Origin of the sequence: Candidatus Kinetoplastibacterium crithidii, assembly GCA_027557655.1 — a bacterium.
GTDB lineage: Bacteria > Pseudomonadota > Gammaproteobacteria > Burkholderiales > Burkholderiaceae_B > Kinetoplastidibacterium > Kinetoplastidibacterium crithidii_C.
Window position 1 is genome coordinate 571,067 of record CP064915.1, and the last position, 26,215, is coordinate 597,281.

The following is a 26,215-nucleotide window of genomic DNA, read 5'->3' on the forward strand; positions in this document are numbered from 1 at the left end:
TAATAAAAACTACCTTTTATTTTCCTTTTTCTGTTTATAATCCAAGTCTCTCAAAAATTCTAATTTTTGTTTTATTTTAATTTCTAAACCAAAATCAGTAGGCTTATAAAAAATAGCATTTAAACCTTCTGGAAAATAATCTTGTAGTGCAGAATATGCTTCTGGCTCATCATGAGAATATCTATATAATTTTCCATAATCTAATTTCTTATCAAGACTACTTGAAGCATTGCGTAAATGAATAGGAACAGGTTGACTGCCATGAAATTTTGAAAATTTACTGACATCCTTATATGCTTTATAAACAGCATTCGATTTAGGAGCACAAGACATGTAAATAACTGCAGTTGCTAATGCTAATTCTCCTTCTGGAGAACCTAAACGCTCATAAGTATTAGCACAATCAACAACTAGACTTATAGCCCTTGGATCAGCTAATCCTATATCTTCAGTTGCAATTCTTAAAAGCCTCCTAATTAAATAATAATGATCAACTCCTCCATCAATCATACAAAAAAACCAATATAAAGCAGCATCAGGATTAGACCCTCTTATAGATTTATGCAAAGCACTTATTTGATCATAAAAAATGTCACCAGATTTATCAAACAATCTAAGATCTCTAGAAATTATTTCCTCAAACCAATCATGTGTCACATCAAATATTCCTAAAGACACAGCAGAATCAAACAAAGTTTCTACTAAGCTAATTAATCTCCTAGCATCTCCATCAGCAAATACTATTAATTTTTCAATAACCTCCATCTCAAATTTAATAGTATTCTTCACTAATTTTTTATTTAAAAAAAATAATGTCCTCGATAGTATTTTTTTCAGGTCTTCATATGTTAAAGCATTCAAAATATGAACCTTAATCCTTGATAATAATGCAGAATTCAACTCAAATGATGGATTTTCTGTTGTTGCGCCTATGAAACAAAACACTCCTTTTTCTATATATGGTAAAAAAATATCTTGTTGAGATTTATTAAAACGATGTACTTCATCAACAAATATAATAGTGTTAATTCCAATATCTCTTGATTCTTTAGCATTATCAATGGCATTACGTATTTCTTTAACTCCACTCAAAACAGCAGATATTGATACAAAATTATATCCAGATAATCTTGCTATTAAATTAGCTAATGTAGTCTTTCCTACCCCAGGAGGTCCCCACAATACCATAGAATAAAGTTTTTTAGTTTCTAAAGATAATCTTAAAGGCTTATCTTTATTTATTAAATGACCTTGTCCTATAAAATCATCTAAACTAGTAGGTCGCATAATTTCTGAAAGAGGAGTATGACTATTATTTTTAAAACTATTATCAAAATACATTCTTTTACTCCAATATAAGAAACAAAAAACTTTTCTATATTTACATATCTTTAAAAATTAAAATCATTATACAATCAAAGATCTTAAAGAAACTCTTGATGAATTATTCACTTAACTTGTCTTTAATAACATTATTTTTTATTAAAATAAACAAGATAAAAACTTATATTTTTTGATTTATATTTTGATAAAATGAAAACAAGAGCATATATAATTTCACTCATCCTTAACATCTGTAGAAATTAGTATATCTCTGTTTCCATTCGAATGCATTTTAGAAACCATACCAGCTTTTTCCATTTGTTCTAATAGTCTTGCTGCACGATTATACCCAATTCTTAAATGACGTTGCACCAAAGATATAGAAGCTCTTTTATGTTTTATAATAATATCACAAGCACTATCATACATTGGGTCTGATTCATTATCTTCTATACCAGTTATACTACTTATAGAATCAGAATTATTCTCGTAAGACTCACCGTCAAGGATTCCTTCAACATAATTAGCTTCTCCTTGTGATTTAAAATATTCAACTACCCTATGAACTTCATTATCACTAACAAAAGCACCATGCACTCTGACTGGAAAACCCACCCCAGGAGGTAGATATAACATATCTCCTTGACCAAGTAAGTTTTCTGCTCCAGACTGATCTAAAATAGTACGTGAATCTATTTTTGAAGAAACCTGAAAAGCTATGCGTGTAGGAATATTTGCCTTAATTAATCCTGTAATAACATCAACGCTAGGTCTTTGTGTAGCAAGAATCAAGTGTATACCTGCAGCTCTAGCTTTTTGTGCCAAACGAGCTATTAATTCTTCTATTTTTTTTCCTACAACCATCATTAAATCAGCTAGTTCATCAATAACAACAACTATCGATGGCATAATCTGCAAAAATTCTGGATTATCAGCACTGATAGAAAATGGATTTTTTATACCATTTCCATTATTAAAGGAAGCTATGATTTTTTCATTATAACCATATAAATTACGAACTCCTAATTTACTCATCAATCGATATCTTCTTTCCATTTCTCCTACACACCATCTTAAAGCATTAGATGCCTTTTTCATATCTGTAACAACATTAGTCAATAAGTGAGGTATTCCTTCATACACACTCATCTCTAACATTTTAGGATCTATTAAAATTAATCTAGTTTTAGATGCATCAGATTTATATAACAAAGATATTATCATAGCATTTATACCAACTGACTTTCCTGATCCTGTCGTACCTGCAACTAACAAATGAGGCATCTTTGCCAAATCTGCTATAACGGGATTTCCAGCAATATCTTTACCAAGAGCCATGGTTAATACAGAATTACTATTTTGATATAAAGAAGATTCTAAAATTTCATGTAAACTAACAGATTGACGTTTTGGATTAGGTAATTCTAACCCCATCAAATTTTTTCCTGGTATTGTTTCTACAACCCTAATACTTGCCACACTAAGAGCACGAGCTAAATCACGCGACAAATTAACAATCTGACTTCCTTTTACGCCTGTATTAGGCTCAATCTCATACCTTGTCACAACCGGACCAGCCTTTGCATGAACTACCTTTACAGACACTCCAAAATCAGAAAGTTTTTTTTCTATTAATTCAGAAGTAAATTCTATTATCTCATCTGTGACATAACATGGGCTATTATCTGGTATATCTAATAAATTAAGATCTGGATACTTATTTTCATAAGAGCTGTTGTTCTTATAATCTTTTATAAAGTTTTCAGACTCTAGAACATTATTATCATTTACTTTTTCTCTAGAATCTTCTTCAACATATGCAATTGAATTACTATTAGCACTTAAAATGCTTTCTTTATCTCTAATAATTTCATCTTCTATAACTTCAGTTGGCCCATTAATTGAAAATTTATCTTTCTTACCAGGCTTTTTTATTTTTATATTTTTTATAAGTTTTAATAACCAATAAGAAATGTGAATAAATCTATGTTTAATATAACAAATTAAACTAAAAAATTTTGCTCCTAAGGAACAAAAAAAAAGAAACCAAGAAAAAGAAAAAAATAAGCTAAATCCTATTGATAACAAAGCAAAAAAAAATAATTTTGTAGATATTAGGCCGAATGAAAAATAAATATAATTTGTTATTAATTTACCTAATAAACAACCAGAAATACAGATATCAACAAATGTTATAGGCATATATGAACAAAAAAATGCTACATACAATGACTCAATACCCAAAGACCCTGCCAAAATAAAAATAAAACCAATAATTGTTTTTAAAGAATCTTTTTTTAATAAAAATTTTCTTTTTTCAACATTAGCTAAGTTAGAATATATTAATCTATATAAATTAATTATAAAATAAGATAATAAGAATACGAACCAATAAGAAGAAAAACCAAAAAACTTTAATAAAAAACTGGAAAAATAAAATCCTACGATGCCACCTTGATTCTTCAAAGCAAAATAAAGACTATCTGAGAGCAAATTATGATCCTCAGAACTCCAAGTAAACAAGCTTATTGATAACCAAATAGTTATAATAATCAAAGAAACAAAACAAACTTCATATATAGTGGTGGAAAATTTTATCAAAGAAATTTTTTTTCTAAAGCTATCTAGCACTTGCGAAAGTATATTAAATATTTTATATCGTCGAAACATATGTAAAATTATGATTTATATAATTATTGAAACTTAAAAAGGTAATAAAATGTCTACAACTACTAAAAGCACCAAAGTCTTAATAATTGGCTCTGGACCTGCTGGATATACAGCAGCTCTATATGCAGCAAGAGCTAATTTAGACCCAATAATTATTACAGGCTTAAATAAAGGCGGTCAATTAATGAACACATTAGAAATAGAAAACTGGCCAACGATAGAAAGAATAGATGGACCAGGACTTATGGATCTATTTTTAAAACATGTCAATAAATTTAATGTTAAAGTAATTTCCGACATTATGATAGATGTAGATTTTTCAAAAAGACCTTTTATAGTAAAAACTGATAGTGGATGTAATTATGTTTGTCAAACAATCATTATAGCGACAGGAGCTTCTGCAAAAAAACTTAATATTGAATCAGAAGAAAAATATAGTGGTTTAGGTGTATCATACTGCGCAACTTGTGACGGCCCTTTTTATAAAAATAAAAATGTGCTGGTAATAGGAGGAGGAAATACAGCAATAGAAGATGCTTTATATTTATCTAAAATATGCAATAAAGTAACCTTAATACACCGTCATGACAAATTCAAGGCTGAGCCTATAATTCTTGAAAAGCTTATACAAAAATCTCAAGAAGGCATAATAAACGTAAAAACATTTTGTAATATTACTGAAATAATTGGAGACAAATATGGTGTAACAGGAGCTAAAATAATAAATTCAAAATCAAATAAAGAAGAAAAATTAATACTAGATGGAATATTTATAGCAATAGGACATGATCCAAATACTTCAGTTTTTAAAAATAAAATTGATATGCTTAACGGATACTTAGTAACTAAAAAAGGATCTGGCAATTTTCAAACAATGACTTCAATACCAGGGGTTTTTGCTGCAGGAGATGTACAGGACAGCATATATAGGCAAGCAATAACTAGCGCAGGAACAGGTTGCATGGCAGCTTTAGATGCACAAAAATGGCTAGAAAATAATGGCTAGAATAAAATTATTAAAAATAGAAGATTTTAAAAAAAAATATCTAACAGAAACTAAAAACTCAAATAAACATGATCTAAAAAAAATCAAAAACAATAATAAATTTAGCTATATTAATAATGATATTAATATAGCTAGTTATGATATAATCGGATGCGATATTTCTGATGAGTTAGAAATGTCTCATTTGTTATCTGACGATGGAAAATCTTTTATTAGAAATAATTCAGACCCTAATATTGCGAAAAACTTGAAAAATGGTAAGTGGCCTATAAAAGCAATATTAGACTTACACGGTCTAAAGGTAGATAGCGCAAGAGAAATTTTAAATAACTTTATAAAGGAATGCTATCAAAAAAACATGAGATGTGTAAAAATCATTCATGGAAAAGGCTATGGCTCTAATAGTAATATAGGACCAATTTTAAAACAAAAAGTGCCATCATGGCTAGTTCAAATAGAAAAAGTTCAAGCATTTTCAGAAGCTTCTAAACATGAAGGTGGTACCGGAGCCGTAGTAATATTAATACAACAAAAAACAAGATCTTAAATGAAATTTATCTATTTATCTATTGCGATTATTACTGAATTAATGGCAACAATAGCACTAAAAAACTCTATTGGATTTACTAAGCTTTGGCCTTCTTTATTCACATGTACATTCTATTTTATATCAACTTACTTTTTGTCGCTAACTCTTGAGGAGATCCCAGTAGGAGTGGCTTATGCAATATGGTGTGGGGTTGGAATAGTTCTTGTTTCAATATTAGGAGCTTTCTTTTTCAAACAAAAACTCGATGCCCCTGCTATCATCGGAATATTGATGATAGTACTAGGGGTAGTTATAATGAACTTATTTTCTAAGGTTAGCGTATAGTATTTATCTCTTATAAATACTATATAACTATGTTACCTTTCACCAAACTAAATATAGCAATAAAAGCACCTATCATTGCTATAGCAAATATCACAAGTTCACTAGTAGAAAAAATTTTATTTGTTTTTTGCTCTCTCTTAGTTAAAATAAAAAAGATTGTACCAGGACCATATAGGACTGCAGATAAAAGAAGATACTTAAGACCTCCTGCATAAATCAACCAAGTTGTGAATATAGTAGCTAAAGCACCGCAAATAAAATCAAATCTTCTTTGTTTATAATCTTTTGAGAGATAAGTTTCACCTGTAAAAGCTAGTTTAAATCCATAAGCTGCAACCAAAAGATAGGGAATAAGATTCATAGAACTAGTTAGCTCCCTTGCTAAAACAAAAGCTTCCTGTGCTAGAACAGTAATAATAAGAAAAACCTGTATAGTTATGTTAGTCATCCATAATGCAGCAGATGGAACTTTATTTTTATTCTCTATCATTAAAAACTTTGGCATTGTGCCAGATGCAGCTGCAGTATACAAAACTTCTGCTGCTAACAAAGACCAAGAAAGATAGGCGCCTAATACAGCTATTAATAAGCCAAAACCTATTAAAACAGCTCCCCAATCACCAACAACTGCTTGTAATACACCGGACATAGATGGGTTTCTTAATCCTGCTAACTCATCACGATCCATAACACCATATGAAAGCATAGTAATTAAAATTAATATAATTAAAACACTTATAAATCCAACTAATGTTGCTACTCCAACATCTTTTCTATTTTTTGCATAACGAGAATAAACACTTGCACCTTCTATCCCTAAGAATACAAACACAGTTACAAGCATTGTTCCTCTAATCTGTTCAAAAATACTAGACCAACTAAATTCTCCTCCACCCCAAAAATTCCTCATAAAAATTTCTGGCTTAAATCCAATTGCAACTAATATTAAAAACATAATTATTGGAATGATTTTAGAAATTGTAACTATGTTATTAAGATAATCTGCTTCTTTAATTCCTCTCAAAATTAAAAAATGAAAAGCCCATAATATTACTGATGATAATAATACTGCATATATCGTAGTTCCATCATCTAACACAGGAAAAACAGCACCCATCGTAGAATTTATAATAATAAGATAGGTTACATTACCCAGACAAGTTCCAGCCCAATATCCCCAGGCGGAAGAGAAACCTAAATAATCTCCAAAACCAGCTTGTGCATAAGAGTGAACTCCAGAATCTAAATTTGGTTTCCTACAAGACAAACTCTGAAAAACAAAAGCCAACATTAACATACCAAAGCCAGAAATAGACCAAGCAATCAAAGCTCCAAATGGCCCAGTTACTTGACCAAAATGTTGGGGTAGAGAGAAAATACCTGCACCAATCATAGAACCTATAACCATAGCAGTCAGTGTCATAACAGAAAGCTTCTGAGTACTGGACTCACTCATATAAATACACTCCCATTAAAATTTTGCCTATTACAAAATCTTATTCTAAATAATATTCAAGGAAAAATATCATAAAAACTTTAATTAATATCTGTAAAAGTTATTATGACAGATTAAATTATTTCAAATATTGAAAGATACCATTATATAGTCTTTAATCAAGAAGTATATTATAATGATATTAAAGTTTTACTATAATTCATTGCATTTAAAAAATCGATTATAAATCAATTCAAATATATATGTAAAATAACTACATTTTTGGCAAATAAATTACCTTTTTATGTTTAATCCTTCTATAGAACAAGTTCGATTTTTTTTTATTGACGCCTGGAAAAAATTCAACAATCCTAAAACTCAATTACTATTATCTCCTATAGAATTATTAGCAATAGAATTGATAAAAGAACATCCTGAATATCACAAGGTTTTAGAAGACAAAAATGCTGTAAAAAAAGATTATAATTTTAGAGAATTAAATCATAATCCATTTCTACATTTATCTATGCATCTTGCTGTATCTGAACAAATAATTATAGACCAACCTTTTGGTATAAAAAAAGCATATATAAACTTATCTGAAAAAACTGATAAACATAAAGCAGCTCATGAATTAATAAAATGTCTAGAAACTGTAATGTACGAAAGCAATATAAAAAGACACCAAATTAACCAAACAAGATACATAGAACTCATAAAAACAATCTCATCAATCTAATAAATCATTATTAGCTAACTAAAGAACTCCTTAACTCTATCTGTCCATGATTTACTATTTGGTGAATGACGACCACCAGTATCTTTAAGAGACATTTCAAAATTTCTTAATATTTTTTTCTGCTCCTCGTTAAGTTTAACTGGTATTTCTACTATCACATGACAATACAAATCACCAGTATGACTAGATCTCATGCTCTTTATACCCTTTCCTTTTAACCTAAATATCTTGCCAGATTGAGTTCCCTCTGGAATAGAAATTTCAGCCTTACCATTTAGAGTAGGAACTTGTACAGACCCACCTAAGGCAGCAGTAGTAAAAGGTATTGTTAATTCACAATGCAAATTATCAGAATCTCTTTGGAAAATCTTATGTTTCTTAATATGTATTTCTACATATAAATCACCTGGTTGACCACCATGCAAACCAGGCTCTCCATTCCCAGATAAACGTATCCTCATTCCATTATCAACGCCAATAGGAATATTAACCTGCAAAGTTTTTTTACTACTAGTCTTACCTATACCATTACATACAGGACATGGGTCACTTATTTCTTCGCCAACTCCACGACAAACATGACATGTCTGTTGAACACTAAAGAAACCCTGTTGCATTCTTACAGAACCTTTTCCTCCACATAAAGAACATTTCTTTGGAGAATTTCCAGATTTAGATCTTTTACCATTACATCCTTTACATGTATCCCAACCAGGAACATGAATATCAACATTACAACCACTAGCAGCTTGTTCGAGAGTAATTTCTAAATCATATTTTAAATCGGATCCTCTAAAACGATTGCTGTCATCTCTTTTACCTGAGGAACCAAAAATTTCACCAAAAATATCGCCAAAAGCATCTGCAAATCCACCCTCCATGCCTTGCCCAGCAGAAAATCCATTTTGACCAAACCCGGAATGCCCGAAGCGATCATAAGCAGATCTTTTTTCTGAATTTCCAAGTATTTCATAAGCCTCATTTATTTCTTTAAACTTATCTTCAGCTTCTTTATTATTAGGATTGCGATCAGGATGATATTTCATAGCTAACTTACGATAAGCTTTTTTTATTTCATCTTCAGATGCATCTTTCTTTAAACCCAATACTTCATAAAAATCACGTTTTGTCATATCCAACACACAATTTAACTTTGTTAAAAAGAAATTTTCTAGTACCATGAAAAAAGCCCGAGAAAACTCGGACTTTTAATTTAAAAAAAGAAAATTAATCTTTCTTAACCTCTTTAAATTCAGCATCAACAATATCTTTATCAGAAGTTGATTCGCCAGCCGTTTCGTTAACTTCATTATGATTTTCTGATTTATTATCAGAATAAATCTTTTCACCTAACTTCTGAGCAGCAATTGAAAGAGCTGTTATTTTAGAATCTATCTCTGACTTATCTGATCCTTTTACTGCATTTTCAAGATCCTTAATAGCATTTTCTATATTTTCTTTATCAGATGCTTCTAGTTTTTCTCCATTCTCAGAAATAGATTTACGTGTAATATGGATCAAACTATCAGCCTGATTTCTAGACAATGCTAATTCTGCAATACGATGATCTTCTTCTGCATTTGCTTCAGCATCCTTGATCATCTTTTGGATTTCTTGTTCAGTTAATCCTGAATTAGCCTTAATAGTAATCTTCTTCTCTTTACCTGTTCCTTTATCCTTTGCAGAAACATGCAAAATACCATTTGCATCAATATCAAATGTTACTTCTATTTGTGGAGTACCACGAGCTGCAGCAGGGATACCTTCCAAATTAAACTCACCAAGAACTTTATTAGCTGAAGCTAATTCTCTTTCTCCCTGACATACCTTTATTGTTACAGAAGGCTGATTATCTTCCGCTGTAGAAAATACTTGAGAATACCTTGTAGGTATGGTCGTATTTTTCTGAATCATCTTTGTCATAACTCCACCAAGGGTTTCAATTCCAAGAGATAATGGAGTAACATCTAACAAAAGAACATCTTTTCTTTCACCAGATAAAACAGAGCCTTGTATAGCAGCACCAGCAGCTACAGCTTCATCAGGGTTAATATCTTTCCTTGGTTCCTTACCAAAAAAATCTCTAACTTTCTCCTGAACTTTTGGCATGCGTGTCATACCACCAACTAAAATAACGTCATCTATATCAGAAGCAGAAATACCTGCATCTTTAATAGCTATCTTGCAAGGTTCAATTGTTCTATCTATTAAACCTTCAACCATAGATTCCAGCTTAGCTCTAGAAATTTTTACATTTAGATGCTTAGGTCCAGAAGAATCAGCTGTTATATAAGGTAGGTTAATTTCAGTTTGCTGTGATGAAGAAAGCTCTATTTTTGCTCTTTCTGCAGCTTCTTTTAACCTTTGTAAGGCTAATATATCTTTAGAAAGGTCAAGACCTTGATCTTTCTTAAATTCAGCTATTATATATTCAATAATACACTGATCAAAATCTTCTCCACCTAGAAAAGTATCTCCATTAGTAGACAATACCTCAAACTGTTTTTCCCCATCTACTTCTGCTATCTCTATTATTGAGACATCAAAAGTTCCCCCACCAAGATCATATACTACTATCTTCCTATCACCTTTTTCTGATCTATCCAACCCAAATGCCAAGGCTGCAGCAGTTGGTTCATTAATTATTCTTTTTACATCTAAACCGGCAATTTTTCCAGCATCTTTGGTAGCCTGTCTTTGACTGTCATTAAAATAAGCAGGTACTGTTATAACAGCATCAGTTACTTCTTCACCTAAATAATCTTCAGCTGTTTTCTTCATCTTTCTTAGAATTTCAGCTGACACCTGTGGAGGAGCTATTTTCTTTCCTCGAATCTCTATCCAGGCATCATTATTTTCAGCTTTAACAATAGAGTAAGGCATAAGAGAAATGTCTTTCTGAACAGCCTGTTCATCAAACTTTCTCCCAATCAAACGCTTACTTGCATACACAGTGTTCTTCGAATTTGTAACAGCCTGCCTTTTTGCTGGAGTGCCAACTAAAATCTCCCCATCTTCCATATAGGCAACTATAGATGGAGTAGTACGAGCACCCTCGGCATTTTCTATTATTTTTATTTGATTTCCATCCATAACAGCTACACAGCTATTTGTAGTACCTAAATCGATCCCTATAGTTTTTCCCATAGCGTCTTTACCTTGAATAAATGATACTGATTAATGTTATAAAACAAACTTTCCTGACCTTTAATTTGGGATTAAAAAATATTTTTCAAGATCAATTGTTAGAAAAAACGATTATAATCATATATAATTATTTTCAGAAACAAATCAATCATTTGAAGAAGCTACGACAACCATAGCTGGGCGTAAAACACGATCACTTATAACATAACCTTTCTGTAGAATTTCTATCACCGAGTTAGCTGGATAATCAGACTTCACAGAAGAAATAGCTTGATGTAATGTTGGATCAAATTTATCACCCACAGCAGGACTAATTTCTTGCAACTTATTGCTTTTAAAAACTGAATCTAACTGTTTTAAGGTTAGAGAAACTCCTTCAGTTAAACTATTAATAGTTTGATTTTTTTGTAATAGAGCCGCTTCTAAACTATCCTTAACTGATAGCATACCTTCCGCGAAAGAATCAATAGCAAATTTACGAGTTTTAATTAATTCTTCCTGAGACCTTTTTCTTACATTTTCCATTTCTGCAGAAATTCTCAAAATTTTATCATTCTGACTATCAATAATTGATTCTAATTTTTCTAATTTCTCTTGCAAACTAATATTAAGTTCCTCAGGTGATAAATTCTCAACAGATTCATTGTCCACCTCTGGATCTTGTACAGCATCATTAGAATTAACCTTTATATTCATACCATTACCTCCAATTTAGAAAACATGGATTACATTCTTTTTAGTCGAAAAATCGACAAAACTATACCCAACCATATATATGGGTTTTAATGAAATTTTCTAGACCATTTATCCAATCATCATTATCATTTAAAGCATTTATATAATGAAAATCCTTTCCACCTGAATTCAAAAATAAGTGTCGACACTGTTCATTTATTTCCTCCAGTGTTTCTAGACAATCTGAAATAAACCCAGGGCAAACTACATCTACTCTATCAATACCACTCTTAGCAAGATTTACTAATGTTTCTGATGTATAAGGCTTTATCCATTCTGAATAACCAAATTTACTCTGAAAACTTATGTATATAATGTTTTTGTCAAAATTGAGTTGACTTGATAATAGTTTAAAGGTTTCAATACAATCCTTATAATAAGGATCTCCTTTATCAATAGAATATTGAGGTAATCCATGAAAACTTACTACAAGACTATTTGGAAATCCATGCATATCCCAATAGTTATGGATATTGGTTACTAAGGAATCTATATAAAATTTAGATGAACTAAATCTTTTTATATACCTAAATTCCGGAATATCTCTCTTGTGAATTAAATATCTACCGACATACTCCACTATACTTCCAGTAGTACTAGAAGAATACTGAGGAAATAATGGAAATAACAAAACTTTTTCACAAGATCCATCCATTAAAGAATCTAAAGATTCTTTAATGGATGGATAACCATATCTCATACAGAATTCTATTCTGACATTAATATTCTTTTGTAAAAATATTCTCTCTAATTTCAAAGCCTGCAATTTAGTATACACATATAAAGGAGAACCTTCTGGCATCCATATTTTTTCATAAAGACTTCTTAATTTTCTAGGTCGAGTTCTCAATACTATGGTACGTAATATTATCTGCCAAATAAATCTAGGTAATTCAACAACACGATTATCAGACAAGAAAGATCCAATATATTCCCTAATATCGTCAATACTTGTCGATTTAGGTGTGCCTAAATTAACCAATAATATACCTATTTTACTGTTTGAATTTTTCAAATAACAATTAGGGTCCATTACAGCAGAATTATATTTCTTAGAACTTTGAGTCATAGACAAGCAAAATAATAGACTTAGTTTATAATCGCTCAGGATAATCTAATATTGCTTGCTAAGCAACTATCATCATAACTATCTGTTAATCTTTATTAAATTGCTACTATTTTATATCATAGATATATTAGTTAGAATAATTTGCTATAATGATAAATTATAAGCAATCTAACAATTAAATTTACAAATAAAAACAAAACAAGCATTTTTTTAGTTAAATCAACATTAGTGAATTTCATATGCATTTCCCCACTGTGGCTCTTATTGGGAGGTACCAAGATACTGGCCTCGATACTCCGCTAAAAGCTATTGCTAAAACCTTAAGTGATATAGGCAGAAAAGTATTAATAGAATCTACAACAGCCCATAACACAGGAATTTATGAATATGATATAGCAAGCATAAGCCAAATAGGAAAACAAGCTTCTCTTGCCATCATTACTGGTGGAGACGGCACTGTATTAAGTGCAACAAGACATTTAGCCAAATATAATGTTCCTATTCTAGGCATTAATCATGGAAGATTAGGATTTATAACTTCCTTATCGATGGATGAAACATTTAGAGCAATTATACAAATAATGGAAGGATATTATTTATCTGAAAATAGAATGCTATTAGAAGGAATTGTCTGGCGTGATAATCAACAAATTTACTCAAACTGCGCTTTAAACGACGTAGTCTTAAATAGAGCTGGTATAGGGGGAATGATAGAAATAAAAGTAGAATTAAATAATACTTTTATGTATACACAGAGAGCTGATGGATTGATCGTAGCAACCCCAACAGGCTCCACAGCATATTCTTTAGCTTCTAATGGCCCAATACTACATCCGGAACTTAATGCCATGGTTCTAGTGGCAGTTGCACCTCAAACTCTATCTAATAGACCTATTGTTATTCCTTATAATGGGATATTAAAAATGACGTTAACTGCAGTAGGTAGAACAGACATAGGAGCGAGCGTGCATTTTGATATGCAGACACTATCTGAATTACATCCTGGTGATTATATTACAATACAAAAATCACAACACAATGCAAGGTTTATACATCCAAAAGGTTATAGTTTTTTTTCTACTTTAAGAAGAAAACTTCACTGGAATATTATGCCTATATCATCAGATATTGTAGAATAATAATCATGATACGTAATCTATTTATTCAGAACTTCATAATAATAAAAGAAGCAAAAATTGTTTTTAGCAACGGACTTACAGTATTTTCTGGGGAAACAGGGGCTGGAAAATCTATTATTATAGATGCTTTATCATTTGTATTAGGCCTTAAAGTATCCAATATAGATAATATAATTAGTAAGAATACTACTATTAATACTGAAGTAATAGCTTCTTTTGATATTACAAAGAATTCAAAAGAATGGCTTCAGAAACATGATTTTAGCATCAGCCATGAAATTAATCTAAAAAGAACTCTAGATAAAGAAAACAATAGCAAAGCTTTCATAAACAACACCCCTACTACAATTGCAAATCTAAGAACGATAGGTTCCATGTTGGTCAAAATTTACGGGCAGCATGCTTACCAAGATTTATTAAATACAAATTCTCAAAGGTCACTTCTAGATCTATACGGGCAACTAGACACTCCTTTGATAAAAACAAAAAAATTTTGGAAAACATGGCGCTCTATAAAGAAAGATTTAGATAATGCTATACAACTGGCAGATAACCTTAAAGAAGAATTAAATATTCTAAAACTACAAGCAGAAGAAATTGCAGACATCAATTTTTCAATGGGTGAATGGCAAAAAATTCAACACGAATATAACAAACTATCAAATGCAGAAGATATAATTGACACATGTGATTTCCTTCTTAAGAATTTGGATGGAGAAGAATTTTCTGTATATAAAACTTTAAATACTCTGATTCAAAGACTAAATAATATCTTATTAAAAGACCCTAGTCTAAAAAATATATATGATGAATTAAACTCAGCGCAAATAACAGTAAAAGAAATAATTCATGATTTAAACAATTATATAAGTAGGATTGAAGTTGATTCAAATACAATAAATGAGCTTGAATCAAGAATGACTCTAATTACAGATACAGCTAGACGCATGAAAATACCACCAAGTGAGTTACAACATTTTCATGACACTCTAAAAGATAGAATCAACTTTATACAAAATATTACTAATGTTAATGAAATAAAAATAAAAGAACAAGAAGCTAAAAAGAATTATCTCAAGGCTGCAAATATTCTTTCTGAAGAAAGAAGTAGAAAAGCTAATATACTTAGCAATGAAGTTACTAAAATTATGAAAAAACTATCTATGGAAGATAGTAATTTTAATATCAAAATTACAAAATCTAAAGAACATAACCATGGAATGGATAATATTGATTTTTTAATATCACACCCTGGAACTGAATCTAAGAGCATTTCAAAAATTGCTTCTGGAGGAGAGCTTTCTCGTATATATTTAGCAATATCAGTCGTAACCAATCATAGCAATGTTCCAACAATAATATTCGATGAAGTAGATAGTGGTATAGGGGGAGCTGTAGCTGAAACCATAGGCAAATTATTAAGCAAATTAAGTAATTATAATCAAATTTTATGCGTAACACATTTACCGCAAGTAGCTTCCTACGGTAAAAATCATTTCTTAGTAAGTAAACAGCAAAAAAAACAAGATATTACTTCCGAAATAAAAGAATTATCTTATGATGCTAGGGTAGCAGAAATTGCCAGGATGTTAGGTGGAATAGTAATAACACCAACAACAATACATCATGCAAAAGAAATGCTTATTAACGCAATACATCAAAATATATAAATTAGAGAATACTAGAAATGTTTTATAACACTATTAGAAGCATATTCATCATTTCATTTTTCGTATCCTTAGAAGGATGTTCCTGTATTCATAAAATACCAATCCCTTACAACCAAGACATGAATCAAGGTAACGTTATTAATCTAGAACATCAAAAAATGCTAAAAATAGGAATGACGAAGAAACAAGTCTTATCTATATTAGGAACCCCTATAACAAGAAATATTTATCAACCAGAACAGTGGAATTATATCCAATATCATAAAACAAATAAAGGTAAAAAAAACATATTACAATTTACGCTGTTTTTTAAAAATGACAAACTAATTAAATGGTCAGGAGATGAATTTCCAAAACAACGAGAATATAAAATTGATATAATAAAAAAAATTACAATAGATTAAAAATAATAAAAGTTGAAATACCTTAATTAATATGCAAGGAGCAAATATGAATATAGCCATCACTGGTGTCAGTGGGAAAATGGGACAAACATTAGTTAAAGCATCTCTAGAAGATAGCTCTGTTCAATTAACAGCAGCTATTGATCGCCCTGGTAGCTCTTTAATTGGAAAAGATGCAGCTATTTTATTAGGAAAAAAAACTGGAATAATAGTTAGTGAAAACTTAGACGAGATAAGCAAAGCTAATTGTTTGATAGATTTCTCAAGACCACAAGGAACACTAACACATTTAGAATATTGTTTAAAACATAAAATCAATATTGTTATTGGAACAACAGGATTTAGTAAAGATGAACTAAATACCATAAAAAATGCATCTAGAGAAATAGCTATTGTTCACTCATCAAATATGAGCATTGGAGTAAATGTAACATTCAAACTAGTAGAAATAGCTGCTAAAATGTTAAAATCCGGATATGATGCAGAAATATTTGAAGCTCATCACAAAGATAAAATAGACAGCCCATCAGGAACATCAATCACTATGGGTGAAGCAATTGCATCATCTTGGAATGTTTCATTATCAGATGTAGCAACATGGACACGCCATGGTAATATAGGAGCAAGAAAACCAGGAACCATAGGTTTCTCTGTTCTAAGAGGTGGTGATATTATAGGAGATCATAAAGCATATTTCTGCGGGAAAGGAGAAACTATTGAGGTCTCTCACCACTCTGGTAGCAGAGATGGATATGCAAGTGGAGCTTTACTTGCCTCAACTTTTTTGAAAAATAAGCAATCTGGCTACTATAATATGTCAGACGTATTAAATTTGAATAGTTACCAATAAAAATAATTAGAATACGACTGGCTCTATTTCTAATGAAATACCCGTTTTACGGCGCACGTCTTCTTGAATGGCGTGTGCTAATACCAATACATCATTTGCATTAGCATTGTTAATATTTACTAATATTAAAGACTGTTTTTTATAAACAGCTACCGGTCCAATAACCCTACCCTTCCAACCACATATATTGATTAGCCACCCAGCTGATATTTTACAAGACACACCTGGAATATAGTTCCAAAATACAATATTTGGAAAGAGTAACTTAAGATATTCTAATTCTGATAGTTCCAATATAGGGTTTTTAAAAAAACTACCTACATTACCTAGAACCGTCACACTTGGAAGTTTCCTCCTTCTAATAGAACAAACAATATCGAAAATATACTCAGGAGTTACATTTTTTTCTACACAATTAGCAATTTGATTTCTTATATCATGATATTCTATTCTGGGAGTCCAAATTTTATCTAAACACAAACGAACAGATAGTATCAAATAATCATTACAATTTTTCTTGAAAATACTTTCTCTATATGAAAATAAACAATCTTGAGCCTTAATTTCAATAAAACAACTACTTTTGAAACTCCATGCAAAAACACTATGACAGTACTCAGAAAACTCCAAACCATAAGCCCCTATATTCTGAACAGGGGCGCCTCCTACTGTGCCTGGAATTAATGCTAAATTCTCTAATCCATACCATCCTTGGCTTAAACAAAAAACTACTATATCGTGCCAAGATTCACCAGCTCCCACATCTATCAAAATATGATTGTTATCATTAGATAGAATCTTAATTCCAAGAATACCTATTTTTACTACTAGAGCATCAACAATATTAGGAGATAAAATAACATTACTACCACCACCAATCACAAACATTTTTGAATAATTCTTACGTATTTCTATTAAATACTTTAAATCATCATAATTAGAAACACAAAAAAAATTTTTTGTGTATATATCTATTCCAAAAGTATTAAGTTTTTTAAGATTTTTATAACAAGGTTTCTTCAAAGCGATACTGAAAAAATAATTATTTAAATAAAGAACAAACTTATTATATAATACATATATAATTATCATATATAAAAAATTATTTAGGCTTTTATAAAAACATATTAAAGTTGAAATTAATATTTTTGCAAAAACATTTTTTTAGATATATAATACACCCTGTTTTATATATTTATGTAAGCAGGATTCTTTATCTACAAAAGTGCGGGAATAGCTCAGTTGGTAGAGCGCAACCTTGCCAAGGTTGAGGTCGCGAGTTCGAGACTCGTTTCCCGCTCCAGTTCTAATAGTCTAATAGTGGCGCAATGGCAGAGTGGTCATGCAGCGGATTGCAAATCCGTGTACGGCGGTTCGATTCCGTCTTGCGCCTCCAAATTAATATAAAATGCTACATTAATTTATCTATAATTATTTTTTCTTGAAAAATGTTATAATTTAATAATAATTACCAGTTATAACTATAAAATTCAATAATCCAAAGACTATTACCATGTCTATAATTTCTCGTTCATACCCAATAATCAGAAAGATTTTATTTTCCATAGATGCAGAAACAGTCCACAATCTTACATTGTCTATGCTTAATAAAACATACAAATATAATTTTTTTAGAAAATCACTACACTCTTCTATAAACTTACCAAGCAAAATAATGGGATTACATGTTAAAAACCCTATAGGTTTGGCAGCAGGTCTTGATAAAAATGGAGAATGTATCGATGCTCTAGGAAATTTAGGATTTGGATTTCTAGAAATAGGAACTGTAACTCCTTATGCCCAAGATGGAAATCAAAAACCAAGAATATTTAGGTTACCTAAAGCTAATGCCATAATAAATAGACTAGGTTTTAATAATCATGGAATAGAAAAAGTTTTAGACAATATAAAAAATAACGAATGGCAAAAAAACAATAATTTACTAGGAATAAATATTGGGAAAAACTTCAATACAGAACTAAAAAATGCTGCCAATGATTATATTTTTTGTCTAAAAAAAGCCTATCCATATGCTGACTATATAACCATAAATATTTCTTCTCCAAATACTAAAAATCTTCGTGATTTACAAAATAAAGAATATTTAGAAAATCTTTTAACTCAAATTAAAGAAACACATAAAGAATTAGCAGATCATTACGGTAAATATGTTCCTATAGCATTAAAAATATCACCAGATTTAATGAATGAGGAAATAGAAGATATATCTCGATTACTCTTAAAACACAAAATTGATGGAGTAATAGCTACCAATACAACAACCTCAAGAAAAAAAATAGAAAAATTAAAAAACTATGATCAAGCAGGTGGATTATCAGGAGAACCTTTACATGAACTATCTTTAAATGTTATTAGACGATTAAAATCGTTAATAGGACAAGAAATAACAATAATAGGAACAGGTGGTATAATTTCAGGACAACAAGCAAAGGAAAAAATAGAAGCCGGAGCAACTGCTATACAAATATATACCGGACTAATATATAAAGGCCCTGGTATTATAGAAGAATGCTTTCATATGATTAAACAAAATATCAATATTAATTAATTTAATAAAATACTTTATATGATTTTGAGACCTGAAATAAATATAGTGAAATCTTCATATAATTCAAACAATTATATAATAGCCTGCTTCTGTGCTGAATGGTGTGGCACATGCAGAGATTACCAATCTAAATTTTCTGAATTATCAGAATATTTTAAAGAGTATAGTTTCTATTGGATAGATGTAGAAGAAAATGAAAATCTTCTAGATGATGAAGACATAATAAATTTCCCAACAATATTAATTCAGAATAAATATAAAACACTTTTTTATGGTGTTATAAATCCAAATATTAACTACCTAAAAAAAATAATTAACGGAATAGATAATATGAATAATTATTCTCTATCTACTCATGCACCAAAATTATGGGAAAAACTAAAAAAATAAATCATCATTATTTTTTTCCAGTACCACCTAACAATATAGCGTAATTTTCTTTGGTAATTCGTATATTATTGGTTTTAATTTTATTAGAATGATCTTTATTATAAGAAGTAATAATATTATTTGAACCTAAAAGTACAGATTGCTTATTCCTTAATTCATCATTTGATCCTAATATCTTATTATCATTAGCGACTAATTTCATATAATTTAGAGGTAAGCGCAATATTGTACTATCTGTAAATCTTTCAATACTTGATAACAAAGCATCTTCTTCATCATTAGATATTAATGAAATAGCAATCCCGGTATTATTTGCTCTACCAGTTCTTCCTATTCTATGCACATAATCTTCAGGACTATGAGGAATATCAAAATTTATAACACATGAAATGCCAATAACATCAAGCCCTCTAGCTGCTACATCTGTAGCAACAAGAATACGTAAAATACCGTTTTTAAACCTTTCTAATACAGCTGTTCTCTCTAATTGGCTTTTATCACCGTGAATAGAATCACACTGGATATCATTTGATCGCAAAAAAGATGTAAGTTTTATAGTGGATAATTTTGTATTAGTAAAAATTATTATAGTTTCTAGAACTCTAGATTTAAGAATAGATACTACTGCATCCATCTTAAATCTATCAGGAACAATATATGATAATTGTTCTACATTATCTGCGATAGAATTCTGACTAGTAATATCTAATTCAACTGGATCTTTTAAATAAGACATCCCTATTTTACGCATAAATTTACTAAATGTAGCTGAAAAGAAAAGAGTTTGTCTATTTTTAGGCAATTTACTTATAATTTTATCTATATCTGGCATAAAACCCATATCCAGCATTCTATCAGCTTCATCAAGAACAAAGATTTCTATATTTTGTAGATGTAAATTACCTTGCTCAATATGAGCTATTAATCTTCCTGGCGTTGCTACAAGAATCTCACATCCTAACTTCAAGTTATTTTCTTGACTATTATAATCTGCACCTCCAAACAAAACAACAGATCGTAAATTAGTATTTTTGCTATAAATAACAACACTATCATAAACTTGATTTGCTAGCTCACGTGTTGGAACTAATATTAAAACACGTAGCAAATGACGAGCTGGTGATGCGCTAGAATTAGCATAAGGCAATATTTTATTAATAATTGGCAAAACAAAAGCAGCTGTTTTCCCTGTTCCTGTCTGTGCTGCACCTAGAACATCTCTTCCATTCAATATAAAAGGGATGGCCTTTTCTTGTATTGCTGTTGGAGTTTCATATCCTATAGAATTTATGTTGCTCAATAAAAGTTTATCTAGACCAAAACTATCAAATAAAATCTTCTTGTTTTTATTTTCACTTTTTTCGTTCATAACTATATCTATATCTTCCTTATTTAAACATAAAGATGTTCATATTAAAAAATACAAATATGTAACAATAGTACCTGTTACATATTTGTCAACTAGAAGTAACGTCATATATAATCAACGACTACAACTTATTTAAACAATAGTTTAATTCTAAAAATTTATGTTACAAATATTGTCTTACAAAAACTAATTCTATAAGAGCTATATAATGAAAACAAATTATCTAGAATTTAATAATCAACACAATAAAACTATATCCTGTCCATGTTATACAAAAGAAATCTGGAACATGCATCCCAGAATATTCTTGGATTTAACTAACAAAAAGATAACAATTTGCCCTTATTGCGGAGCAAAATATCAAATTAATAAACAAGAATCCAAATAGTAATGAATATAATTCATGACATTTTATAGATGATAAATAGTGATTATATATGATAAATACATAAATATTATTTAGATTATATTATCACCTCAAACCATTGATAATTTTCTAACTCCAAAATATATGAATATATACTAGGAATTAATGACTACATACCTATACTACCTATATTAAATAATGAGCAATATTAGAAAGGCTATATTTCCATTAGGAGGTGGAATGGGAACGAGACTTCTACCAATCACAAAAGCACTTCCAAAAGAAATAATTCCAGTAATTGATAAACCTCTAATTCAATATGCTGTGGAAGAGGCTATATCGGCAGGAATAACTGAATTAATTTTCATTACAAGTCGTAATAAAAGAATTATAGAAGACCATTTTGACTCATCTCCAGAATTAGAAAAGTATTTAATTGATAATAACAAACCTGAAATATTGAGAGTAATAGATAATATTATACCAAAAAATATAAAATGTAGTTTTATAAGACAATCGAAGCCACTAGGTCTTGGCCATGCAATACTAAGCGCTGAGCATATCATAAATAATGAAGAATTTGCGGTAATATTAGCAGATGATTTAATAGACTCTAAAATACCTGTTGTTAAACAATTAATGATTATCTTTCAACAAACAAATTCTAATGTTGTTGCTATTCAAGATGTTTCATTAGAAGAAATAGAAAAATATGGTATAGTTGCTACGCAAAAATATAATCAAATAAAAAACACTGAAGAAATTACTAGCATTGTAGAAAAACCTAATCGAAAAAACTCTCCATCTCAAACAGCTATTGTTGGCAGATATATATTTAAATCTGATATTTTTGATCATCTGCGTATTACCACACCAGATATAAAAGGCGAGATTCAATTAACGGAAGCTATGATTTCTCTCTTAAAAGAAAAAAAGATCTTAGCATATAGATATGAAGGAAAAAGATTTGATTGTGGGACCAAACATGGACTGTTCTATGCCAACATATATTTTGGAAAAAAATATCATGGGTTCAATACAATAAGATCATAAACCAAAAGGTATGATGTAATGAAAACAATACATGTAACACAATTTCAAAAACGTAGGAATATATTAATAGAAAGAATAAATAAACTAGGTGGTGGAATAATAATTATTCCTAATGCCAAAGAATTTTATAGAAATAAAGATAATAAATTTCAATACAGACATGATAGTAATTTCTATTATCTATCAGGATTTACAGAACCAAATTCATGCATAGTGCTAGTAGCTGGGAAACAAAACAAATCATTTCTTTTCTGCTTGCCAAAAGACAAAGATAATGAAATGTGGAATGGTGAAGTATATGGACATGAAATAGCAAATAGAATATTTAAATTTGATTATTCATATCCAATAGAAAAATTTGATATGATTATATCAAATATAATAAAGAATCATCTATATAGTAATTCCATATATATAGAAATGAATAAATATATAGGACAAGAAAATAAAATCTTTAATTCTATAAATGAGCAAATAAAAACAACAAAAAAAATAAAAAATATTTGTGATATATCTGATATTATTAGCGAAATGAGGTTAATAAAAGATGGTTCAGAAATAGAAACAATGAGATTAGCAGCTCAAATCTCAGCAGAAGCACATTTAGAGCTTCTAGAATATTGCAAAGTTGGAATGTATGAATATGAATTAGAATCTAGAATTTCTTACATTTTTAGAAAACAAGGTGCACAAGCAGTATCTTATAATAGTATAGTTGCATCTGGCAAAAACTCTTGTATACTCCACTATACTAAAAATAATCAAAAAATCAAAGATGGAGATCTAATTCTTGTAGATGCGGGATGTGAATTAAATAGTTATGCGTCAGATATAACAAGAACATTCCCTGCTAACGGTAAATTCACTCCCCCACAATTAGCCATATATAACATAGTATTAGAGGCTCAAAAAGCTGCTATAGACTCTTGTAGAATAGGTAATAGTTTTAATGATCCTCATCAAACTGCCATAAATCTATTAGTACAAGGATTATTAGATGAAAAAATTCTTGTTGGTAATAAAGATGAAATAATAGAATATCATAAATATAAACAATTTTACCCACATAGCACAAGCCACTGGATTGGTCTTGATGTACATGATGTTGGATCATACTATTATTCATCGGAAGATAATACTAAAAATTGGACAAAGCTAAAAAATGGCATGCTACTTACAATAGAACCTGGTTTATATATTAGACCATCTCATGATATACCAAGTCATTTCTGGAATATTGGAATAAGAATAGAAGATACTATCCTCATCAAAGACAATGGATGTGAAATTTTAACAAAAAAAGTTCCTGTTAAAGCTCATGAAATAGAAAAAATAATGCAAGACAGCAATAAATAAATTGCGATTTCTATTAAAAACAGCAAATATAAACATAATAGAAATCGCTTATTTACATATAAAATATTAGACAGATAGTATATGATGATATACATATAGAATAACAAAAATTTAAATTTAGAAATACTGAGTTTTTATAAAATGAAAAAAGAAGATCTTTTTGAAGAATGTATAAGAATAAGCCTTTCTCGCTATCTAGAAGATTTAGGAGATTCTGAACCTTGTAATATGCTAAAAATGGTTATGTTATGCGTTGAAAAACCAGTTATAGAGGTTGCTCTAGAAAAGGCTGGTAACAACCAATCAAAGGCATCTGAAATATTAGGAATTACTAGAAGTACTTTAAGAAAAAAATTAATTGCTCACAATATATAGATTTAGGTCTATCATAAAAACCAAGAATTTTATTTATTGTGTTTTTATAAAATATATAACATTTTTATTATTATGAAAATTGAAACTGCACTACTCTCTGTATCAAATAAAGAAGGTATTATTGATTTTGCTAAAGCCTTAGAATCAAGAAATATTAGAATACTATCTACCGGAGGAACGTCTAAACTTTTAAAAGAATCAGGAATAAAAGTTACTGAAGTATCGGAATATACTGGTTTTCCTGAAATGCTAGATGGTAGAGTAAAAACCTTGCACCCTAAAATTCACGGTGGACTATTAGCTAAAAGAGACAAGCAAGATCATCTAGATATTATAAAAAAGTATAATATAGATAAAATTGATATTTTAGCAGTAAACCTCTACCCTTTCTACGAAACAGTTTCGAAAGATAATTGCACTTTTTCTAATGCTATTGAAAATATAGATATTGGTGGTCCAGCCATGTTGCGATCAGCAGCAAAAAATCATGGAACTGTAGATGGAGGGGTTACTGTAATTGTCGATCCTCAAGATTATAAAAAAGTCATTAATGAAATAGATCTATCTGGTAATACATCCTATAAATTGAGATTGGAACTTGCAAAGAAAGTATTTGCTCATACTGCCTTATATGATGGAATTATCAGTAATTATTTAAATAGCATCATAGATGAAGAACCAAATTATGATTTGGCTCCATCAAAACAAAAGTGGCCAGATGTTATAACTATACAGACAAATAAACAACAATCATTAAGGTATGGAGAAAATCCTCATCAAACAGCTTCTTTTTATGTGGATAGAAAAAATATATCAGGCTTGCTAGGCTCTTATAAACAAATACAAGGTAAAGAACTATCTTTTAATAATATAGCTGATGCTGATGCCGCTTGGGAGTGTGTCCGTAGTTTTAATAATGCAATAGCTTGTGTTATTGTAAAACATGCAAATCCTTGTGGAGTTGCAGTTGCTTCAGATACTTTAGAAGCTTATTCAAAAGCATTTCAAACGGATCCAACATCAGCATTTGGTGGAATTATTGCGTTCAATAGTCGTGTTAATGGTAAAACAGCTAAGACAATCATAAATAACCAATTCTTAGAGTTATTAATAGCTCCTTCTTATGATGAAGAAGCTATTAATATGCTCTCAGAAAAACAAAATATCAGAGTATTAGAAATACCAATTGGATATAATCAGAATGATTTTGATCTTAAAAGAGTAGGAGGAGGATGGTTGATGCAATCACCAGATTCCTATAAAACTGAATGGGATAAAATACAGATTGTTACAAAAAGAAAACCTACAGACCAAGAAACTAAAGATATGCTTTTTGCATGGACGGTTGCAAAATTTGTAAAATCAAATGCAATAGTATTTGCTTCAAATGGAATGACTTTGGGTGTTGGGGCTGGTCAAATGAGCCGTATTGACTCGGCCAGAATTGCCTCAATAAAAGCAGATAATGCTGGACTCAGTCTTAAGAATTCTGTAGCTGCATCAGATGCATTTTTTCCTTTTAGAGATGGTTTAGATGTAATCGTCCAATCTGGAAGCAGTTGTATAATTCAACCTGGTGGTAGTCTAAGAGATAATGAGGTCATTGAGGCAGCAAATGAACATAATATAGTTATGGCAATGACAGGAACTAGACATTTCAGACATTAAAATAAAA

Annotated in this window: 24 protein-coding genes and 2 tRNA genes; 17 read left to right on the forward strand and 9 right to left on the reverse strand. The window is 30.0% G+C overall.

What is annotated here, in order from left to right; genetic code table 11:
* Nucleotides 1-9: 9 nt before the first annotated feature.
* Nucleotides 10-1,341 carry a replication-associated recombination protein A gene (locus I1N47_02675; GenBank protein WBF65342.1) on the reverse strand — a complete coding sequence of 444 codons (1,332 nt, stop codon included), beginning with the start codon at nt 1,339-1,341 and terminating at the stop codon, nt 10-12.
* 216 nt (nt 1,342-1,557) lie between these two features.
* A complete protein-coding gene (locus I1N47_02680) occupies nt 1,558-3,993 on the reverse strand; it encodes a DNA translocase FtsK 4TM domain-containing protein (protein WBF65343.1) in 2,436 nt (811 codons plus the stop codon).
* Between the two features lie 49 nt (nt 3,994-4,042).
* On the opposite strand from I1N47_02680, the gene trxB reads away from it, so the two are divergent.
* The 3 genes from trxB to I1N47_02695 are packed head-to-tail and all read left to right on the forward strand — an operon-like array spanning nt 4,043 to nt 5,873.
* Entirely contained in the window at nt 4,043-4,999 is a 957-nt protein-coding gene (gene trxB / locus I1N47_02685) for a thioredoxin-disulfide reductase (protein WBF65344.1), read from the forward strand.
* Entirely contained in the window at nt 4,992-5,546 is a 555-nt protein-coding gene (locus tag I1N47_02690) for a Smr/MutS family protein (protein WBF65345.1), read from the forward strand. Before trxB ends, I1N47_02690 begins: the two co-directional genes overlap by 8 nt.
* Entirely contained in the window at nt 5,547-5,873 is a 327-nt protein-coding gene (locus I1N47_02695) for a QacE family quaternary ammonium compound efflux SMR transporter (GenBank protein WBF65346.1), read from the forward strand. It begins immediately after the preceding gene.
* 19 nt (nt 5,874-5,892) lie between these two features.
* On the opposite strand, the gene I1N47_02700 is transcribed toward I1N47_02695, so the two are convergent.
* Complete coding sequence (locus tag I1N47_02700; protein WBF65347.1) at nt 5,893-7,329, reverse strand: amino acid permease; 1,437 nt, start codon at nt 7,327-7,329, stop codon at nt 5,893-5,895.
* Nucleotides 7,330-7,612: 283 nt separating this feature from the next.
* On the opposite strand from I1N47_02700, the gene I1N47_02705 reads away from it, so the two are divergent.
* Nucleotides 7,613-8,047, forward strand: a complete 435-nt coding sequence (locus I1N47_02705) for a DUF1841 family protein (GenBank protein WBF65348.1) — start codon at nt 7,613-7,615, stop codon at nt 8,045-8,047.
* A gap of 14 nt (nt 8,048-8,061) precedes the next feature.
* Here I1N47_02705 and dnaJ read toward each other — a convergent pair whose 3' ends face one another.
* The 4 genes from dnaJ to I1N47_02725 form a co-directional block, all read right to left on the reverse strand.
* Entirely contained in the window at nt 8,062-9,180 is a 1,119-nt protein-coding gene (gene dnaJ / locus I1N47_02710; GenBank protein ID WBF65349.1) for a molecular chaperone DnaJ, read from the reverse strand.
* A gap of 94 nt (nt 9,181-9,274) precedes the next feature.
* Nucleotides 9,275-11,194 (reverse strand): molecular chaperone DnaK, encoded by a 1,920-nt coding sequence (gene dnaK, locus I1N47_02715; protein ID WBF65350.1) that lies wholly within the window; start codon nt 11,192-11,194, stop codon nt 9,275-9,277.
* A gap of 144 nt (nt 11,195-11,338) precedes the next feature.
* Nucleotides 11,339-11,890: a nucleotide exchange factor GrpE gene (gene grpE / locus I1N47_02720; protein ID WBF65351.1), complete on the reverse strand. Its 552-nt coding sequence runs from the start codon at nt 11,888-11,890 to the stop codon at nt 11,339-11,341.
* Nucleotides 11,891-11,951: 61 nt separating this feature from the next.
* A complete protein-coding gene (locus I1N47_02725) occupies nt 11,952-12,998 on the reverse strand; it encodes a ferrochelatase (GenBank protein WBF65909.1) in 1,047 nt (348 codons plus the stop codon).
* 239 nt (nt 12,999-13,237) lie between these two features.
* Between I1N47_02725 and I1N47_02730 the strand changes: the two genes are divergently transcribed.
* Genes I1N47_02730 through dapB form a run of 4 tightly spaced genes read left to right on the forward strand, consistent with a single transcriptional unit; the run spans nt 13,238 to nt 17,061 of the window.
* On the forward strand, nt 13,238-14,137 hold the full coding sequence (locus I1N47_02730) for an NAD kinase (protein WBF65352.1): 900 nt from the start codon (nt 13,238-13,240) through the stop codon (nt 14,135-14,137).
* A 5-nt stretch (nt 14,138-14,142) separates the two neighbouring features.
* Entirely contained in the window at nt 14,143-15,807 is a 1,665-nt protein-coding gene (gene recN, locus I1N47_02735) for a DNA repair protein RecN (GenBank protein WBF65353.1), read from the forward strand.
* A 17-nt stretch (nt 15,808-15,824) separates the two neighbouring features.
* Complete coding sequence (locus I1N47_02740; protein ID WBF65354.1) at nt 15,825-16,211, forward strand: outer membrane protein assembly factor BamE; 387 nt, start codon at nt 15,825-15,827, stop codon at nt 16,209-16,211.
* Between the two features lie 46 nt (nt 16,212-16,257).
* On the forward strand, nt 16,258-17,061 hold the full coding sequence (dapB, locus tag I1N47_02745) for a 4-hydroxy-tetrahydrodipicolinate reductase (protein WBF65355.1): 804 nt from the start codon (nt 16,258-16,260) through the stop codon (nt 17,059-17,061).
* A gap of 6 nt (nt 17,062-17,067) precedes the next feature.
* Here dapB and murB read toward each other — a convergent pair whose 3' ends face one another.
* Complete coding sequence (gene murB, locus I1N47_02750) at nt 17,068-18,084, reverse strand: UDP-N-acetylmuramate dehydrogenase (GenBank protein WBF65356.1); 1,017 nt, start codon at nt 18,082-18,084, stop codon at nt 17,068-17,070.
* Between the two features lie 204 nt (nt 18,085-18,288).
* Between murB and I1N47_02755 the strand changes: the two genes are divergently transcribed.
* From I1N47_02755 to I1N47_02770, 4 genes are all read left to right on the forward strand, one after another.
* Nucleotides 18,289-18,364: transfer RNA gene (locus tag I1N47_02755), tRNA-Gly, on the forward strand.
* A 19-nt stretch (nt 18,365-18,383) separates the two neighbouring features.
* Nucleotides 18,384-18,457, forward strand: a tRNA-Cys gene (locus tag I1N47_02760).
* A 117-nt stretch (nt 18,458-18,574) separates the two neighbouring features.
* Nucleotides 18,575-19,630, forward strand: coding sequence for a quinone-dependent dihydroorotate dehydrogenase (locus I1N47_02765; GenBank protein WBF65357.1), 1,056 nt, complete (start codon nt 18,575-18,577; stop codon nt 19,628-19,630).
* 18 nt (nt 19,631-19,648) lie between these two features.
* On the forward strand, nt 19,649-20,020 hold the full coding sequence (locus I1N47_02770) for a thioredoxin family protein (protein WBF65358.1): 372 nt from the start codon (nt 19,649-19,651) through the stop codon (nt 20,018-20,020).
* A 7-nt stretch (nt 20,021-20,027) separates the two neighbouring features.
* Here the strand turns inward: I1N47_02770 and I1N47_02775 are convergent, their stop codons facing one another.
* Nucleotides 20,028-21,389 carry a DEAD/DEAH box helicase gene (locus I1N47_02775; GenBank protein ID WBF65359.1) on the reverse strand — a complete coding sequence of 454 codons (1,362 nt, stop codon included), beginning with the start codon at nt 21,387-21,389 and terminating at the stop codon, nt 20,028-20,030.
* Between the two features lie 208 nt (nt 21,390-21,597).
* Here I1N47_02775 and I1N47_02780 point away from each other — a divergent pair, with 208 nt between their 5' ends.
* The 5 genes from I1N47_02780 (at nt 21,598) to purH (ending at nt 26,208) form a co-directional block, all read left to right on the forward strand.
* A complete protein-coding gene (locus I1N47_02780; GenBank protein WBF65360.1) occupies nt 21,598-21,777 on the forward strand; it encodes a zinc-finger domain-containing protein in 180 nt (59 codons plus the stop codon).
* Nucleotides 21,778-21,954: 177 nt separating this feature from the next.
* A complete protein-coding gene (locus I1N47_02785) occupies nt 21,955-22,809 on the forward strand; it encodes a UTP--glucose-1-phosphate uridylyltransferase (GenBank protein WBF65361.1) in 855 nt (284 codons plus the stop codon).
* Nucleotides 22,810-22,827: 18 nt separating this feature from the next.
* A complete protein-coding gene (locus I1N47_02790) occupies nt 22,828-24,165 on the forward strand; it encodes an aminopeptidase P N-terminal domain-containing protein (GenBank protein ID WBF65362.1) in 1,338 nt (445 codons plus the stop codon).
* A 141-nt stretch (nt 24,166-24,306) separates the two neighbouring features.
* Entirely contained in the window at nt 24,307-24,540 is a 234-nt protein-coding gene (locus tag I1N47_02795) for a Fis family transcriptional regulator (GenBank protein WBF65363.1), read from the forward strand.
* A 72-nt stretch (nt 24,541-24,612) separates the two neighbouring features.
* Nucleotides 24,613-26,208 (forward strand): bifunctional phosphoribosylaminoimidazolecarboxamide formyltransferase/IMP cyclohydrolase, encoded by a 1,596-nt coding sequence (gene purH / locus I1N47_02800; protein ID WBF65364.1) that lies wholly within the window; start codon nt 24,613-24,615, stop codon nt 26,206-26,208.
* Nucleotides 26,209-26,215 lie beyond the last annotated feature (7 nt).

Excerpts from the sequence above, each read along its gene's own strand:
- purH (WBF65364.1), top strand. The coding sequence starts at position 24,613 with ATGAAAATTGAAACTGCACTACTCTCTGTATCAAATAAAGAAGGTATT.
- I1N47_02675 (WBF65342.1), bottom strand. The coding sequence starts at position 1,341 with ATGTATTTTGATAATAGTTTTAAAAATAATAGTCATACTCCTCTTTCA.
- dnaK (WBF65350.1), bottom strand. The coding sequence starts at position 11,194 with ATGGGAAAAACTATAGGGATCGATTTAGGTACTACAAATAGCTGTGTA.
- I1N47_02700 (WBF65347.1), bottom strand. The coding sequence starts at position 7,329 with ATGAGTGAGTCCAGTACTCAGAAGCTTTCTGTTATGACACTGACTGCT.
- I1N47_02770 (WBF65358.1), top strand. The coding sequence starts at position 19,649 with ATGATTTTGAGACCTGAAATAAATATAGTGAAATCTTCATATAATTCA.
- I1N47_02765 (WBF65357.1), top strand. The coding sequence starts at position 18,575 with ATGTCTATAATTTCTCGTTCATACCCAATAATCAGAAAGATTTTATTT.
- I1N47_02705 (WBF65348.1), top strand. The coding sequence starts at position 7,613 with ATGTTTAATCCTTCTATAGAACAAGTTCGATTTTTTTTTATTGACGCC.
- dapB (WBF65355.1), top strand. The coding sequence starts at position 16,258 with ATGAATATAGCCATCACTGGTGTCAGTGGGAAAATGGGACAAACATTA.
- I1N47_02775 (WBF65359.1), bottom strand. The coding sequence starts at position 21,389 with ATGAACGAAAAAAGTGAAAATAAAAACAAGAAGATTTTATTTGATAGT.
- I1N47_02795 (WBF65363.1), top strand. The coding sequence starts at position 24,307 with ATGAAAAAAGAAGATCTTTTTGAAGAATGTATAAGAATAAGCCTTTCT.
- dnaJ (WBF65349.1), bottom strand. The coding sequence starts at position 9,180 with ATGACAAAACGTGATTTTTATGAAGTATTGGGTTTAAAGAAAGATGCA.
- grpE (WBF65351.1), bottom strand. The coding sequence starts at position 11,890 with ATGAATATAAAGGTTAATTCTAATGATGCTGTACAAGATCCAGAGGTG.
- I1N47_02695 (WBF65346.1), top strand. The coding sequence starts at position 5,547 with ATGAAATTTATCTATTTATCTATTGCGATTATTACTGAATTAATGGCA.
- trxB (WBF65344.1), top strand. The coding sequence starts at position 4,043 with ATGTCTACAACTACTAAAAGCACCAAAGTCTTAATAATTGGCTCTGGA.
- I1N47_02690 (WBF65345.1), top strand. The coding sequence starts at position 4,992 with ATGGCTAGAATAAAATTATTAAAAATAGAAGATTTTAAAAAAAAATAT.
- I1N47_02680 (WBF65343.1), bottom strand. The coding sequence starts at position 3,993 with ATGTTTCGACGATATAAAATATTTAATATACTTTCGCAAGTGCTAGAT.
- I1N47_02785 (WBF65361.1), top strand. The coding sequence starts at position 21,955 with ATGAGCAATATTAGAAAGGCTATATTTCCATTAGGAGGTGGAATGGGA.
- I1N47_02780 (WBF65360.1), top strand. The coding sequence starts at position 21,598 with ATGAAAACAAATTATCTAGAATTTAATAATCAACACAATAAAACTATA.
- I1N47_02790 (WBF65362.1), top strand. The coding sequence starts at position 22,828 with ATGAAAACAATACATGTAACACAATTTCAAAAACGTAGGAATATATTA.
- recN (WBF65353.1), top strand. The coding sequence starts at position 14,143 with ATGATACGTAATCTATTTATTCAGAACTTCATAATAATAAAAGAAGCA.
- I1N47_02730 (WBF65352.1), top strand. The coding sequence starts at position 13,238 with ATGCATTTCCCCACTGTGGCTCTTATTGGGAGGTACCAAGATACTGGC.
- I1N47_02740 (WBF65354.1), top strand. The coding sequence starts at position 15,825 with ATGTTTTATAACACTATTAGAAGCATATTCATCATTTCATTTTTCGTA.
- I1N47_02725 (WBF65909.1), bottom strand. The coding sequence starts at position 12,998 with ATGACTCAAAGTTCTAAGAAATATAATTCTGCTGTAATGGACCCTAAT.